The following is a 14,914-nucleotide window of genomic DNA, read 5'->3' on the forward strand; positions in this document are numbered from 1 at the left end:
GTCTGCACCGGCGCGTTCCGATTCTCGTCCATCATCCGAGCCCCACGTTCTGGAACAGGATCGCGAACACCGCGTCGGCCAGGATCACCACCGTGATCGAGGTGACCACCGAGGTGGTGGTGCCCTCGCCCAAACTCTGCGAATTGGCCTTGATGCGGAATCCGAAATGGCAGCCGACCAGGGCGATCAGCATGCCGAACACCACGCCCTTGCCGAGCCCGATCCACAGGTTGGCGATCGGCACCACGCCCGGCAGCGAGCGGATGAAGAAGTTGACGTCGATGCCCAGTGCCAGCTTGGCGGCCAGCGCCCCGCCCGAGAGCGCGACGATATTGGTCCACATCACCAGCAGCGGCATCGCCACGCCGAGCGCGAGCACCCGCGGCAGCACGATGCGCAGCCCGTGCGGGATGCCCATCACGCGCATCGCGTCGAGCTCCTCGGTGACGCGCATCACGCCGATCTGGGCGGTGATCGCCGAGCCCGAGCGTCCGGCCACCAGGATCGCCGCCAGCACCGGCCCCAGCTCGCGGATCACCGACAGCCCGAGGATGTTGACGATATAGCGGTTGGCGCCGAACTGCTGCAACTGCTGGGCCGACAGGTAGCTCAGCACGATGCCGATCAGGAAGGCCACCAGGGCCGTGATCGGCAGCGCCTTGGCGCCGGCGTTGTAGACGTTGGCCGAGATCTCGGTCCAGGGCATGGTCTTGGGGCGTCGGGCGATCGAGCCGAGGTCGAGGATCACGCGCCCGAACATGGCGATGCCGCCGAACAGGTGCTCGCCGAACTGCATCAGGGCCAGCCCGAGCCGCGTGACCGGATCGTGGCGGATCACCGGCTCCGGTTCCTCGCGCGCCTCGTCGAGACGCTGGATCCGCTCGAAGATGGTGCGCTGGTTGTCGGTCAGCGTCAGGCCCTCGGGCAGCCGGTGGCCCCAGACACGCCATAGCGCCTGCCCGCCGACGTGATCGAGCCGGTCGATCGCCGACAGGTCCCAGCGGCTGACCGGGCCGCCCTGCGCGGCGGCGGAACCGGCGCCCAGCGCCGTCATCCGGCCGCCGGCGCGCGCCGGGCCGCGCGCGAGCTTGTGGACGCGCCGCACCACCACGCCGCGGTCGCGCGCCAGCGCCAGCGCCGTCCATTGCCCGGACAGGCGCACGATCTTGCCGTCGCCGCCGGTATCCACCGACAGGCCCGGAGGTGTCTGGAAGTCCAAGGGAGCCGAATTTTCGCGAGATTGAGACAGCGGCCATTGTATCGAACCCCATCTGCCTGCGCGCCCAAGCTGTGCTCGGCGCAAACCCGCAAGGCGCCACCGCCTCGCGGCGCGCCCGGCGGCCCCGCGCGCGGGCCGGCAAGTCCACGCCCCGCCCGGCATTTCGAGCCAATCTTCCAAATGCCGGTCGAGCTACTTTCATTTCACCGTCATGTTCGCTTTCGATACTTGCAGACGGTTCCGGCCGACGGCGCCATCGCCGTGGTTTCTCGCCCGCCATAACAAACGACAAGGACATTCCGATGCGCTTCCCCTCGCCGTTGTGCGTTTCCGCGGCACGCGCGGCCATGCTCGCGGCCGCCGCCGTTCTTACCGCCGCCGGCCTGTCGGCCTGCGGCAACGACGATGACGCGCCGCCGGCCGCCGGCGCGCCGTCCACCGAGGCCCAGGCGCCGGCCGGCACGCGCGCCACGCTCGCGCTGCTGGAAACCACCGACCTCCACACCAACGTGCTGTCCTACGACTACTTCAAGCTGGCGGCCGACAATTCGATCGGCTTCGAGCGCGTCGCCACGCTGATCGCGGCGGCCCGCAAGCAATATCCGAACAACCTGCTGCTCGACGACGGCGACACCATCCAGGGCACCGCGCTGTCCGACTACCAGGCGCTGGTCAAGCCGGTTTCCTGCGACCAGACGCTGGCGATCTACAAGGTGATGAACGCCGCGAAGTTCGACGGCGGCGCGATCGGCAACCACGAATTCAACTACGGCCTGCCCTATCTCTCGCAGGTCACCGGCAATCGTTTCGACATCGACGGGCTGCCCGATCCGGCACAGCAGCGCCAATGCGCAGGGCCGAACTTCCCGCAGGTGCTGTCCAACGTGATCAGCGCCAGGACCAGGCAGCCGCTGTTCCAGCCCTACACGATCATCACCAGGGTGGTGAGCGCCACCGCGCCCGACGGCAGCACCGTGAGCGCGCCGGTCAAGGTCGGCATCATCGGCTTCACGCCGCCGGCGATCATGAGCTGGGACAAGCGCTGGCTGGACGGCAAGGTCTACACCACCGGCCTCAAGGAAGCCGCCGAGAAGTACATCCCCGAGATGCGCGCCAAGGGCGCCGACCTGGTGGTGGCGATCTCGCACGGCGGCCTCGACAATTCCGCCTACTCGCCGACCATGGAGAACGGCAGCTGGTGGCTGGCCCAGGTGCCCGGCATCGACGCGATGCTGATCGGCCACTCGCATCAGGTGTTCCCGGACGCGAACAGCACGGTCGGCCAGTTCAACCTGCCGGGCGTCGACAAGGTCAAGGGCACCGTCAACGGCGTGCCCACCGTGATGGCCAACTACTGGGGCAAGCACCTCGGCGTGATCAAGCTGGGCCTGGCCTGGGACGGCAAGCGCTGGAACGTCGACAAGTCGCGGACCACGGTCGAGGCGCGCTCGATCCAGAACGCCGACAAGAGCTACGTGGCGGCCGACCCGAGCGTGTCGGCGGCGATCGCGGCCGAGCACCAGGCCACCATCGACTACGTGAAGACGCCGGTGGGCAGCACCGACTACCGCATGAGCAGCTACTTCGCCGACGTGGGCGACCCGGGCGCGATCCAGATCGTCAACGAGGCGCAGGCCGACTACGTGGCGAGCTACGTGCAGGCGAACCTGCCGCAATACGCCTCGCTGCCGGTGCTGTCGGTCAGCGCGCCGTTCAAGAGCGGCTTCGGCGGCGGCACCGACTTCACCGACGTGGCGCCGGGCGGCCTGGCGATCAACAACGCGGCCGACCTCTACCTGTACCCGAACACCGTCTACGCGGTGAAGATCAGCGGCGGCGACCTGAAGGCCTGGCTCGAGACGGCCGCCAAGCGCTTCAACACCATCGATCCGAACGCCGCCACCGTGCAGCAGCTGGTCAGCAGCTTCCCCGGCTACAACTTCGACATGTTCACCTCGCCGGAACTGAGCTACGAGATCGACGTCACGCAGCCGGTGGGCAGCCGGATCCGCAACCTGCTGTACAAGGGCGCGGCACTCGACGCGAACGCGCAGTTCATCGTCGCCACCAACAACTACCGCGCCAGCGGCGGCGGCAACTTCCCGGGCCTGGACGGCAGCAAGACGATCTTCGCCTCGCCCGACGCCAACCGCGACGTGCTGATCGCCTACATCAAGAAGCGCGGCAAGCTCACCCGCGCCACCGACGGCGCGGCGCGCAGCTGGCGCTTCACCCGGCTCGCCAGCTCGGCGGCGCACGTGCGCTTCGCCTCGGCGCCGAACCTGCTGGCCGAGGCCGCCGCGGCGGGCCTGGCCGGCATCACCCAGGTGAGCGCCGACGACGGCAGCGGCAAGGGCCTCGCCACCTATGAAATCGACCTGACCCAGTGAGGCCCGCGATGCGCATGTTCGACAGCTTGTCCGCCGGTGCTTCGGCAACCGTCTCCGCGTCGATCTCGGCCCCGGCGCGCGGGCTGGCGCGCCTGGCCCGCGCCAACCTGCCGGCCGCCGGCATGCTGGCGGTGGCCGCGCTGCTCGCCGCCGGCGTGGCGGCGGCCGGCTGGGGTGGCGGCGCCGCCCGCGCCGACCGGGTCCAGATCGAGCAATGGCGCGCGATGGTGGCCCAGGCCGGCGAGCCGCACGCGATGCAGCAGTTGCGCGAACTCGCGCGCGACGGGCGCGGCGATGCGCAGGTCGCGCTCGGCGGCGCCCTGCTCGACTCGCGCGACAGCGGCCTGCGCGACGAGGGGCTCGGCTGGCTGGAGACGGCCGCCGAAGCCGATCCGGCCGCGCATGCCGGCGCCACCGCGCTGAGCGTGCGCGAGGCGCGCCTCGCGCTGGGCCGCGCGCGCTTCTTCGGCAGCGGCGGCGTGGCGCGCGACTACCGCCGCGCGCTGGCCCTGCTGCGGCCCGCCGCCGAGGCCGGCGACGCGGCCGCCGCCTACTACGTCGGGCTGATCTATCGCAGCGGCTACGGCGTGAGCGCCGATCCGGCCGAAGCGGCGCGCTGGTTCACGCGCGCCGCCCGGCAGGAGTTGCCGGCCGCGCAGTTCATGCTGGCCAACGCCTATCGCGACGGCGACGGCGTGCCGCGCGACGAGGCACGCGCGCTGGCGCTCTATCGCAGCGCCGCCGAGCACGAGCTGCCGGAAGCCGTGCAGGCGCTGGCGATGGCCTATCGCAGCGGCGAGCTGGGCGTGAAGCGCGACGAGGATGCCTATCACGCGCAATGGCTGGAAGCCGCGCATGCGCTGAAGCATCCCGCCAGCGCGCCCTGAGGCCGAGCCGGGGCCGGGCGGCGACGCGGGCAGGCGCGAGCGGCGCGACGGCTGCCCGCCCGCGCGCCGGCTTGCGCGAAGCAGACCGCGACACGGCACGGCACGACACGGCAAGGCACGGCGAGGAACTGACCGGTTCGTCGTCAAGGCCCGGCGCTCGCCTGCGCGACGCCGACCGCAACCGGGCTCGGCGACGATCGCGGCGGCCAAGCAACGAGGGGCTCGAACCACGTGCCGCCGCGAGCGCGGCACCCGCTCCTCCAGGCTTGCACGCGCCCGCGCGACGAGCGGCCCCCGGCGCGCCGGCTCTCGTACAATAGCCGCCATGACAGCCTCCCCGCCCCTTCCCGACGACGCGCGGATCGACCCGGCCCGCGCGCACTCGCTTCCCGCCTCGGCGCCCGAGCCCTGGCCGCTCGACATCGTCGAGGCCACCGGCTCGACCAATGCCGACCTCGCCGCGCACTTGAAGACCCTGCCGCGCACGCGCGACGCGCTGCCCAAGCCGATCGTGCGCGTCGCCTACGAGCAGACCGCCGGCCGCGGCCGCCAGGGCCGGCCCTGGTTCGCGCTGCCCGGCAACGCGCTGCTCTGCTCGGTCGGCTGCGTGCTGCCGCGCCCGGTCGACGCGCTCGCGGGCCTGAGCCTGGCGGTCGGCGTGGCGCTGGCCGAGGGGCTCGGCAAGCTGCCGCTGCGCGGCCAGCAGGTGCGCCTCAAATGGCCGAACGACCTGCTGCTGAGCGACGACGAGCAGCCGCTCGGCAAGCTCGGCGGGATCCTGGTCGAGACCGTCTGGAACACCCCGCAGGCCACCGCGATCGTGATCGGCTTCGGCATCAACGTGCGCGGCGCCGAGGCGGTGGCCGCCGAGGTCGACGCGCTGCGCGCGCGCGACGCGGCGCTGGCCGGCGCCCTGCCGCCCGCCGCGCTGTCCTCGACCTGCCCGGCGGCGAACCTCACCGACACGCTGGCCGCCGTGCTCGATCCGCTGGCCACCGCGCTGGAGCATTTCGCGGCGGCCGGCCTGGCGCCGTTCCGCCCGCGCTGGGCCGCGCTGCACGCCTACGCGGGCCGCGAGGTGGTGCTGCTCGAACAGGGCCGGGAACTCGCGCGCGGCATCGCCACCGGCATCGACGAACAGGGGCAGTTGCTGCTCGATACCGCCGAGGGCCCGCGCGCGATCGCGGCCGGCGACGTCTCGCTGCGCCCGGGCGCCGCCGCAGGCGGCGAGGTTCGATGAACGAGCTCGCGCTGCTCGTCGACGCGGGCAACAGCCGCATCAAGTGGGCGCTGGCCGATGCCGGCGGCCAACTGGTCGAGAGCGCCGCCTTCGATCACGGCGCGGACCACGCGGCCGCCGCGATACCCGCCTGGCCGGGCCGGCCCGCGCCGCGCGGCGCCTGGATCTCGAACGTGGCCGGCGCGGACGTCGCCGCGCGCATCGAGGCCCTGGTCGAGGCGCGCTGGCCGGGCCTGCCGCGCCGCATCGTCACCGCGCGCGCGGCACAATGCGGCGTCAGCAACGGTTACGGGCAGCCCTCGCAACTCGGCAGCGATCGCTGGTGCGGGCTGATCGGCGCGCGCGCCGCCTTCCCCGGCGAAGCCCTGCTGATCGCCACCTTCGGCACCGCCACCACGCTCGAATCGCTGGAGGCCGACGGCCGCTTCGTCGGCGGGCTGATCGCGCCGGGCTGGGCGCTGATGATGCGCTCGCTCGGTACGCACACGGCGCAGTTGCCGACGCTCACCACCGACACGGCGCGGCGCCTGGTCGACGAACTCGACCAGACCGCGGGGCGCATCCCGTTCGCCACCGATACCGCGCATTCGCTGTCGGCCGGCTGCCTGCAGGCGCAGGCCGGGCTGGTCGAGCGCGCCTGGCGCGAGCGCTCGGCCGAGGACACGCGGCCGGTGCGGCTGGTATTGTCGGGCGGTGCAGCCGATGCCGTCGCGCAGGTGCTGACGGTGCCCTATACGCGGCACGACACGCTGGTGCTGTCGGGGCTGGCACGCATCGCGCAGGACGCGGCGCGGGATTGAGGATGGAATGGGGCGTGCCGGCCATCGCCGGGCGCGCGGACGACTGACTTTCGAGGGAGAGGTTCGACGATGCTACGTTGGCTCATCGCGATACTGCTGGTGGCGAACCTGGTCGCGCTGGCCGCGATCCAGGGGCTGTTCGGACCGCCGCCGGCCGCCGGGGCGCGCGAACCCTGGCACCTGACGCAGCAGGTAAGGCCGCAGGCGCTGCACACCACAGCCGTCGCCCAGGCCGCCGAGCAGCCGGTGGTGGGCGGCCCGATCAGCTCGCCGCCGATCGAGTCGCAGCCGCTCGCGGCCTCGTCGGCCGATGCGGCTTCCGGCGACGGCGCGGCATCGGCCCCGACGCCCGGCTCCGCGCCCGGTTCGGCACCCGCCGTGCCGGCGGCGCCGTCCGCGACTTCCGCGCCATCGGCATCGACCTCGCCCGCGCATCTGGCGCGACTCGAGCATCTCGCCCCGCTCGCCGCCGCCACGCTGGCGGTTGCGCCAGCCGCCCTGGCCGAGGGCAAGCGCCGCCGCGCGGCTGCCTCGCGGCCGCTCAAGCCGCATCACAAGCTGCGCGCCTGAACGCGCCTCGGTGATAAGGCGCCGACCTCGATCCCGAGGTAGGCGCCGGTTTTCAGGTCAGTCCGCCGCGCCCTGATGCGCTTGCTCAACTTCAGATACAGCCGAACTGCTCGAATGCGGTCTTCGCACCAGTACACGGCCTACCGCCAGGTAGTCCAAGATTTTGTCCGCCCCCTCGACTGCCGTGAGATGCAGCAAGCAGGGGCAAGCTGTTTTGACTTACGCACATTTATCTGAATATTGATCAAACCGGCTCGCGATTAGATCAGCGGTTGCGCGCCTGAGGTGGCCGCGCCTCGCGTCAGCTCTTGGCCGGTCTGCGCCGAACGGACAACCAGTTGAACATAGCTGTTCATCGGCGCATAAGGCGCGAAGAACCGTTCAAGCAATTTCGTAAACACGACCAGACTCACTTCCCGCGATGCGGTCTCGTCGAACGACAGCATGATTTCGATGCCGCGCACGAACGACGGGAACTGCCTATCCAACGGCATCCATTTGATCGCCTCCTTGTAGTCCAGGTCGGTGATCGCATCGATGCAGCCCTGCGCGAGCGACGTCGTGCGCACGGCGTGGAGCCGCAGGAATGCCTTCAGGCCCGATACCCCGTCGCGCACCAGGTCTAGCGGATGCGGCGACAACGTCGACAATACGCGCCACATCGCACCGTGGCCGCGCGGCAGTTCGGCCGTCAACGTCGGTCGAGTCATCAACTGGATCGGGCAATCCAGCGACTTGCTTTCGAGCAGCAAATCGCCCGCCGAGTCGCCGATTGGCAAGCGCGCTGGCAAATCGCGATTCGTCACCGTAGTCAACACATCGATTTGCGGCAGCTTCGGCCGGGCCGACTGTCCGTCCGGTCCGACGAGCGACAACATCATGGTTTGACGGTCGGATGACCCCGCGTCGCGATCACGAAACGCGACCCAATACACTGTGGTCGACTCCGGGCGTGGATCGTGATTCAGTGCCTGATACGGTCGCACCAGAATTCTGGAGTGGTCACTATCGAGCGGCACGCCCTCGTCTTTGTCGTTTTTCGTTGACAACCCACCCAGATAGACCGCGTCGACCGAATACACACCCAGCGACGAATGTTTCATCAGTCGCATGGGCTGAACCGGATAGGCATCCTGCCCCTTCAAGAAAATGGGCTGGGCCGGTTGAGAAAACAGATTCACGACGGGCGTGCAGAACAACTTGAACGCCGACGAGTCAAGCGATGCAAGCGCCTGCGCCGCGACCGAATCGGCGGGTGTATCGCGCAATACGACATGCAAGGTCAGCTCACGAGCGTCGGGGTCGCGTGCTGCTCGCCGCACGCGACCCATGTCGAGATCGACGAAATCGAACAACTCGGGAAACGCGAAGTATTCCAGCAAGTAGCGGTAGGCGGTTGCGGTCCGGCTGATGGTTCGGCTGTCGGGCAGCAAGCGCTCGTTATCGGAAAAGCCGACCGGCTCGAACGGCACTTTCGATAGTGCTTGCCAGCGCCCACATTGATCAACTTCAACGTACGCGGCGACCGCGCGCAACAGCAACGCGTCCAGCAGCGACGAGACGAACGGCCGTTCGCCAGCAAGGTAAAGACGTATAAGGCCGTCCGGAACGGCCGCAGTGAACGGACCAGCGGCCGACGCGAAGCTGATCGACAACACCCCTGTCGCGTCGGCCGGTAATCTCACGGCCGACGGCGCCAGCGTCGTCGATGCATAGCGCGCGGCGCGGATTTGCAACGGCGAAATGGTCACGTCATAGATCGACTGGAATCGCACTGGGGCTGTGCGCGAATTCAATGCGACGCCGCGTGGCACGACGAACGGCTCCGTCAGTTGACCGACGATCGCCCGTGGTTCGAATCGAGCAATCGCGCACGATGGCACGGTTCGCAGATAGTGCGGGTAGACAACCTCGAGCAGCGCCTCGGTGAACTCGGGATCATCGTCGGCCAGCTTCGAATCGAGGTGCGCCGCAAGAAACGAAAAAGTTTGTATCAGACGCGTCGTATGCGGATCGTCGGTCCGACCACTCTGGATGCCGAGCCGGGCGGCGACCTTCGGATAGCGGATCGCGAAATCGCCCAATGCCCGAGCGAACAACCCGAGTTCGTATTCGTAATGCGGCAGCAAATCATCCATTCAGCTACAGTCCGAGTCGGTCGGGGCGCACAAGCGCCGGACCGACGAAGATAAGTTTGCGCAATGCCGCGTGTGGGCCGCACGGCTGCATCCGGAAGTGCGGCCGCCGCCAGTGGCCGCTGACTTCGCGATGCGTACCGTCCGATGGGACTGATCCGGCCGCTTCGGCATCGAGAATCGCAGGGCCGACGACATGTCGGTCGTAGAGCTGTTCAATTTCCGCGAGCCGTTCCGCGCGCTTTCGCTTGCCAAGCCCAGGAAAGTGTCGTGGCGCGTTCGAATAAGCGCGCTCTTGAACGACCTGCGCATCGCGTGCATTGAGGTACAACAACATCTTGATCGCATAGTCCAGAGCGTCACGCCAGAACTGCTGAGCGTCAGGCGAATCAGGCATGCCGTCGGCTGCAGGCCGCTGAAACAACTCGTCCACCAATTCACGAATCGTCTTGTCGGGGTCCTCCAGCGGCAGCGTAATCGAATCCATCGCCACGCCGTCGTTAGGACCGCCGGCCATTAACCATGTGGCAACGCCGATCGACCGCTCATTCCTGAAGATCACAATCGCTTCAATATCGCCGGCTTGCTTCCAGCGCGTAGGTTCGGGAATGATGCATAGCGTATCGGTCGGCATTTTGAGCATGCCAATCGGCACATCCTCCGCGATATAGGCGGAGTCGAGCAGACGGTGCAGCGGTGGGGTTGGTTCGTAAAACGTACCTTTACGCACTTCGAAGGCGAGCCACACGCCGCTGTATTGAGCGATCCCGGCAAGTGCGTCGGCCGAGCGGCCATTCGCTCCGTGCGGCAAAAGATCCCTCGTAAAGCGATCGAGATAGCGCGTCAAACGCAGGATGCCGTGAGAGCGCAGCATGTCGGTTAGCGTCGGCGACGCCACGCGGTCTGTTGCTGCCCGCAGAGCGTCCCACGCGGCAAACGCGCCCGTGATCCGATAGCGAACCGGCCCAGGCAAGCGAGCGAGCTTCGGATCGGTAACGGCAGTGGCCGAGCACATCAGTGCGGTCATGAGCCGCTGACGAATATCGGCACGCAGCGCTTGAAACCGGGTCTCGGATATCAAGACGGGGGCGCGTGAAGACACATCCTTCAAAGTTACTTTCTCCTCCTGGCCACCGAACTGCTCATGCCAACTACCTTTATTCAAGCGACGAAATCAGTCGGGCCCCGCATTCCGTCGGATCGTCGTGGAAGGCGACCGGCGTGCCGTGATGGTTGCGGGTACTCTCTTGCGGAATGATCCTGAACTGCCCGCCACACTTTGGGCACCATGTCAGGTGATCCTTCAGCGCAACCGGCACGCCCAGCGCTGTCAAATCGTCGCTCGCGGTGATCACGTCGCCGCCGTGGGTCGTCTTGTCGTGCAGGCGGATCACGCCGCGTCCGTGTTCGTCTTTCATCTCCCCTTCCCGCATCGCCTGCATGTCATGTTGTGGACTCGACGCGATCTGGCCGCATCTGTATGCAAGTCAACCATCGCTCTTCGGAGCGACTCCGCTAAAAGTCTTCGGATGCTGAGCATTAGCGCACACTCGATTCCACCCCGAGAATTCGAACGCGGTCGCATACCTGCCTCGATTGCGCTCATCACGAATTCCGTCGTTTAACTCGGGCCTCTCCAGGTTGAGCGGACCATAGTCGGAAAGTGACGGGTCATCCGAACGGGCTGCATAAATGAAGCGCACCCGTACCGGTTTGCCATCCGGCTTTTTATAGCTGACGTATCCGCAGACGAACGTTCGTTTGTAGTTCGGCGTTGGACTTATCCCATGCAAATCAGGAGTACTTTCGTATAAATCGGAAAATTCGATATCGTGGTCATTGCCCAATGCTGCCTCGACCGCTTTTTCCGCAGCATCGTATTTTGCATAGGCACTTGACATGCCTCCGACGAACAATACATGTGCCGTGGTTAGTGCAACTACGAGGTGCTTTGCAAGCATGCCGGAAACCCTCTTCATCAATAAGCGTTAGCTACGTGCAGCCGCGTGCCTCATGTTGGCACCCGGATTCTCCAGCCAAGCTGCCGCATACAGCCTGCCATCGGGTTCACCCGCCCAGTCTTCGACGCGTGCTTTGGGATCATTCGGATACTCGCCGCGCTGCTGGGCCAGAACCGTGTCGCCCCATCCGACAGGTGTCCCCGAGCGGGGTTCCGCGTAGAGGTCGTCGGGCGCAATCACGGAGATTTGCTCGATCGCGGCAGGCCAGACGGGATCGCGGCAAGTCGCATTTGCAATGATTCGCATGACGGTAAAAATCAGAATCAACGGCATCATCAGCAGCCGAATGAAGACCGGCGCACGCATGCCGAAGCTGTACAGAGAAAACAGGAACGACTCGCGCGGCGTCTCGTTCTGCGTGTGGAACAGCATCGGTTTAGGCAAACCGCTCGGGCCGTTGTTCATGTACGCACACCAGTAGTTCCACTGCGCTAGCGCCATTTCAACCTGCCGCCTGCCGGTCCACTCCCGGCCGATCGAGAACACACGAGTGACATTGCCGTGATCGTCGACCGTATAGTGCCGAATGTGGAAGATCGTGCCGAAGGACGTGTCCTCGCGATGTAAACAAAAGATCGAATCTTCTGTCCACGGTGCTTCCCAAACGACGTCACCCTCGCCGGACTTGCCGATGAACCGACGAGTACGCATCGCAAAAAGCTTGCGAGCGTCACGATGAAAGCGGATCGGGCGATAGCGCAAACCAAAGAACAGTCCGCGCCCGAGTTTCCAGACCATGGTTCCAAACAGGGCCATAGCTCCAACCGCCAGGCAATTCATTATGAAATCGCCTGATGCTCCATTCGCATGGGTAAAAACGTAGATATATGGCCCAATCCCTATGCATAGAAAAGCGAACACGACACCGGTGACGAACCACTGTTTTTCAAGGAAAGACGGCTCGATCACATCCATGAAGGTCGAGTTGATGCTAAATGTCGAACCGAAATCCTGAACAGTTGGGCCGACAGACTGGTTGATTGGCAAGCGATGCGCCAAATCCCACTCTGGCACGGGCTCACCAATGCATTTCTTCATGACGCGTTCATCCATGTATCAGCCTCCTGCCGCAGAGTTAAACGCCTTGAGTTCCGCCTCAAGCGAATCGTAGTGCTCCCCTTTACTAAACTTGCAGCGTGATACCCAGTCCTTCAGGGCAGACGCCTTGATAAAGGCGATCGCGATACCTACCAGAATTGACAAGATAAGAGCCGGCCAGAATAGGGGAAGGCTAAAGAATGCTGCTGCAGCCACATACGCCCCAAGGACCCCACTGACAAAATAAAGCCTGGAAAGATTCTTTTCCCCATTACTCCACGCTTCAGGCATGTTCTTGAAAATGTCATACCCCGCCAACACGATCCCAGCGATCGCGCCAAGACCACGACCGACCTTCGCCCCGACCTCGGCCCATTCGCTAGCACCGGCCCACTGCTTCATGATGAACGCCGACAGCGGATGAGCCGGTGCTTTCGCCACGGTTTCCGACGCGGTTTCGATGACGGTCCCGACGATCGAAACGACAGCCCCGACCGCCTTCAGACCGGTTTCGCCTTGGCTGAACTGATCACTGCCCGCCCAATCCTTTGCCGCGAACGTAAGCGTCGCCATCTGGAAAATCACCGTCACAACGCCGAGATTGAACTCCTGGGCCGAGCCAAGCCACTTCTTGGCAGCATCCACACCCGGAACCTTGACGGCCTTGATGGCACTGGCCTCCAACTTCCCATCCTTGACCAGAGCATCGACGTCCATCTCGTAGGCGACGATATTTGGATCACTGGGTGGTGCCGTCTTCAGCACCTGCTTCCCGACTTGAGTCGCGGACGCGCGCTGTTCAGTCCGGTCGCCATCCAGTTTGACGCCCAATTCCCGAGCCTGCTGCAAAGCCCAGTCGCGAATGGCAAGCTTAGTGACTTGCGACGGTTTGAGTCGAACACCGGACTGTATCGCCAAACGAATGGTCACGAAGCCCAGTGCGGCGCCCCGCGTGGTCTTCGTAAGTACGCTGACGATCTGATTGGCGGTCGTCACGATAAGCCGATCACGCAGGTTGGCCGCGTTACCAAGTTTTTCGATCTTCTTGAACGCTTCCTTATAGAGGTTCAGGAAGTTCTCATACTGAATATCAGAACCGTGCACCTGTGCATCCGCCGCTTTCATTAGCGTGTCCTGATTGAACATCAGAGCGCGCACGTACAGATTACGGATATCTGAAGCTCGACCGTTCAGCCAGCCATCTAGCACCGTCTTGCAAGCCTCAGTACCGACAGCGGCGCCTATGGTCTGCGCGCACGACTCACTGTACGCGTAGCCGCTCCGGAGATCCTGCGAATCGTGAACACCCGCCATCCATTCGGCGAGCAATTGCGACTTGAGCCAATCCGCATGCGCTTGCACCAGCGGCTGCCACTTTGGATTGAAGGCTGCAAGCGCTTGCTGATACTCCTGCGGGAAGCGTTTCAATGCCTCTTCATCGAGCACGCTGGTTCGCTTCCCATCGGGACCGACCTTGAACGTTGCCTCCTCCCACGCCTCGTTCGCCGCCGCTTCCTGCGTTGCCGGAACGTTCTCGGTCTTTTGGTCTTCCTCCTTCATCGCCTGCTCAAGGCTGCCCGTCTTAATCCAAGAGCGCATCACGTGGAAAAAACCAATCGCATCCGGCACGCCTTGCGCGCCGACCTTCATATTGGCGGCATTGGCGTCCGCGATGGTTTTCGAGGTTCCATAGGTCAGCCCGGTAATGGCTTTCGCATTCGCTCGAATTCCCGCTTCAGCACGTTCGAGCAATTGCGCAGATGTCCACTTCCAAAACATCTGTTCGTCGAAACCGTTGTTCAGGTTGGGAACCGTCAGTTCCGCGAGATCGTTAGTGAGACCGACAGGGTCATTGACCGCGACCACAAACCCTTTCTTGTTCGGAGATTCAGCCATCGCGTCGCCGATTCGTTTGGCGACGTTTCGCTGACGCAGGCGAATCTCGTCCTTGGGCGCGCGGTTGCTAAAGCCAAACGCAGCCGCCATTGCCTGAGCGTCCATCGCGAAATGCGCGATCTTGCTCTGAGTGGCTTGAAATTCGCCTGTGTCGGTTGCGCTCCCGGCCAGCATCGCGGGAACGTTGACGCACTGCATATGCTGCTTGCGCCAAGCCGCGTCGTTGATTTTGTTGTACACGAGGTCCTTGGTCCATCGCACGTTCGACCAGCCAATCCAGAGGTTGGTCGCTTCGTCACTTCCGGGCGTGTGTTCGACGCTCACACAACGGCCGAGCGATTCGAAAGCCAAGTCTCCGGCCATCGCGCAGCCTTGGGTCAGCGCGCTTTCCGCGTCGCCCGGCGGCGGCGTCACGTCGGGGGGAAAACTCCACATGATCCCGTCGTCAAGAACCATATAAGCGGCCAGTTTCTTCCGCTTCTCGTCGTAGGTGTAAAGATAGCCAGGGCGCAATGCGCGCAATGTGTACTTCGCGGTCGCAACGGTCTGAGGGGCACGTCCGTCGATCCGAAAATTGCCAGATAGGGCCGGCGCTTTGGAAGCGCCTCGCGGGCACGCGATCGCGTATCGGACGGGATAGATCAGCAGCGACTGGCGATCGCAAAGCGGACAGCCTTTAGTGGTCGGCATGGGTTGATCCTCGGAATTTCACGGTATG

At 65.1% G+C, this 14,914-nt stretch carries 12 protein-coding genes; 5 read left to right on the forward strand and 7 right to left on the reverse strand.

Annotation, left to right across the window (positions count from 1 at the left end; genetic code table 11):
• Positions 1-31 precede the first annotated feature (31 nt).
• Positions 32-1,219, reverse strand: a complete 1,188-nt coding sequence (locus tag BM43_RS22260; RefSeq protein ID WP_036049021.1) for an MlaE family ABC transporter permease — start codon at positions 1,217-1,219, stop codon at positions 32-34.
• A 302-nt stretch (positions 1,220-1,521) separates the two neighbouring features.
• Between BM43_RS22260 and BM43_RS22265 the strand changes: the two genes are divergently transcribed.
• From BM43_RS22265 to BM43_RS37845, 5 genes are all read left to right on the forward strand, one after another.
• Positions 1,522-3,609, forward strand: coding sequence for a bifunctional 2',3'-cyclic-nucleotide 2'-phosphodiesterase/3'-nucleotidase (locus BM43_RS22265; protein ID WP_036049019.1), 2,088 nt, complete (start codon positions 1,522-1,524; stop codon positions 3,607-3,609).
• A 14-nt stretch (positions 3,610-3,623) separates the two neighbouring features.
• Complete coding sequence (locus BM43_RS22270; protein ID WP_370449034.1) at positions 3,624-4,496, forward strand: tetratricopeptide repeat protein; 873 nt, start codon at positions 3,624-3,626, stop codon at positions 4,494-4,496.
• A 325-nt stretch (positions 4,497-4,821) separates the two neighbouring features.
• Positions 4,822-5,736 carry a biotin--[acetyl-CoA-carboxylase] ligase gene (locus BM43_RS22275; RefSeq protein ID WP_036049016.1) on the forward strand — a complete coding sequence of 305 codons (915 nt, stop codon included), beginning with the start codon at positions 4,822-4,824 and terminating at the stop codon, positions 5,734-5,736.
• Positions 5,733-6,536: a type III pantothenate kinase gene (locus tag BM43_RS22280; protein ID WP_036036491.1), complete on the forward strand. Its 804-nt coding sequence runs from the start codon at positions 5,733-5,735 to the stop codon at positions 6,534-6,536. The genes BM43_RS22275 and BM43_RS22280 overlap by 4 nt, the downstream gene beginning before the upstream one ends.
• Before the next feature lie 69 nt (positions 6,537-6,605).
• Entirely contained in the window at positions 6,606-7,106 is a 501-nt protein-coding gene (locus tag BM43_RS37845; protein WP_063769174.1) for a hypothetical protein, read from the forward strand.
• Between the two features lie 260 nt (positions 7,107-7,366).
• Here the strand turns inward: BM43_RS37845 and tssF are convergent, their stop codons facing one another.
• The 6 genes from tssF to BM43_RS22310 form a co-directional block, all read right to left on the reverse strand.
• Positions 7,367-9,244, reverse strand: a complete 1,878-nt coding sequence (tssF, locus tag BM43_RS22290) for a type VI secretion system baseplate subunit TssF (RefSeq protein ID WP_036049015.1) — start codon at positions 9,242-9,244, stop codon at positions 7,367-7,369.
• A gap of 4 nt (positions 9,245-9,248) precedes the next feature.
• Entirely contained in the window at positions 9,249-10,406 is a 1,158-nt protein-coding gene (locus tag BM43_RS22295; protein WP_036049014.1) for an AcrVA2 family anti-CRISPR protein, read from the reverse strand.
• On the reverse strand, positions 10,399-10,659 hold the full coding sequence (locus BM43_RS22300) for a PAAR domain-containing protein (protein ID WP_013699513.1): 261 nt from the start codon (positions 10,657-10,659) through the stop codon (positions 10,399-10,401). Before BM43_RS22300 ends, BM43_RS22295 begins: the two co-directional genes overlap by 8 nt.
• A 69-nt stretch (positions 10,660-10,728) precedes the next feature.
• Entirely contained in the window at positions 10,729-11,220 is a 492-nt protein-coding gene (locus BM43_RS40725) for a hypothetical protein (protein WP_144417690.1), read from the reverse strand.
• A gap of 9 nt (positions 11,221-11,229) precedes the next feature.
• Positions 11,230-12,315 carry a DUF6708 domain-containing protein gene (locus tag BM43_RS22305; RefSeq protein ID WP_036049013.1) on the reverse strand — a complete coding sequence of 362 codons (1,086 nt, stop codon included), beginning with the start codon at positions 12,313-12,315 and terminating at the stop codon, positions 11,230-11,232.
• A 3-nt stretch (positions 12,316-12,318) separates the two neighbouring features.
• Positions 12,319-14,886 carry a T6SS effector BTH_I2691 family protein gene (locus tag BM43_RS22310; protein WP_036049012.1) on the reverse strand — a complete coding sequence of 856 codons (2,568 nt, stop codon included), beginning with the start codon at positions 14,884-14,886 and terminating at the stop codon, positions 12,319-12,321.
• Positions 14,887-14,914: the final 28 nt, after the last annotated feature.

It is taken from the genome of Burkholderia gladioli, from assembly GCF_000959725.1.
In the GTDB taxonomy this organism is placed as follows: domain Bacteria; phylum Pseudomonadota; class Gammaproteobacteria; order Burkholderiales; family Burkholderiaceae; genus Burkholderia; species Burkholderia gladioli.

Bases quoted from the DNA above. Each gene is read 5' to 3' on its own strand.
- BM43_RS22265 (WP_036049019.1), top strand. From the start codon at position 1,522: ATGCGCTTCCCCTCGCCGTTGTGCGTTTCCGCGGCACGCGCGGCCATG.
- BM43_RS22270 (WP_370449034.1), top strand. From the start codon at position 3,624: ATGTTCGACAGCTTGTCCGCCGGTGCTTCGGCAACCGTCTCCGCGTCG.
- BM43_RS22275 (WP_036049016.1), top strand. From the start codon at position 4,822: ATGACAGCCTCCCCGCCCCTTCCCGACGACGCGCGGATCGACCCGGCC.
- BM43_RS22280 (WP_036036491.1), top strand. From the start codon at position 5,733: ATGAACGAGCTCGCGCTGCTCGTCGACGCGGGCAACAGCCGCATCAAG.
- BM43_RS37845 (WP_063769174.1), top strand. From the start codon at position 6,606: ATGCTACGTTGGCTCATCGCGATACTGCTGGTGGCGAACCTGGTCGCG.
- tssF (WP_036049015.1), bottom strand. From the start codon at position 9,244: ATGGATGATTTGCTGCCGCATTACGAATACGAACTCGGGTTGTTCGCT.
- BM43_RS22300 (WP_013699513.1), bottom strand. From the start codon at position 10,659: ATGAAAGACGAACACGGACGCGGCGTGATCCGCCTGCACGACAAGACG.
- BM43_RS40725 (WP_144417690.1), bottom strand. From the start codon at position 11,220: ATGAAGAGGGTTTCCGGCATGCTTGCAAAGCACCTCGTAGTTGCACTA.
- BM43_RS22305 (WP_036049013.1), bottom strand. From the start codon at position 12,315: ATGGATGAACGCGTCATGAAGAAATGCATTGGTGAGCCCGTGCCAGAG.
- BM43_RS22310 (WP_036049012.1), bottom strand. From the start codon at position 14,886: ATGCCGACCACTAAAGGCTGTCCGCTTTGCGATCGCCAGTCGCTGCTG.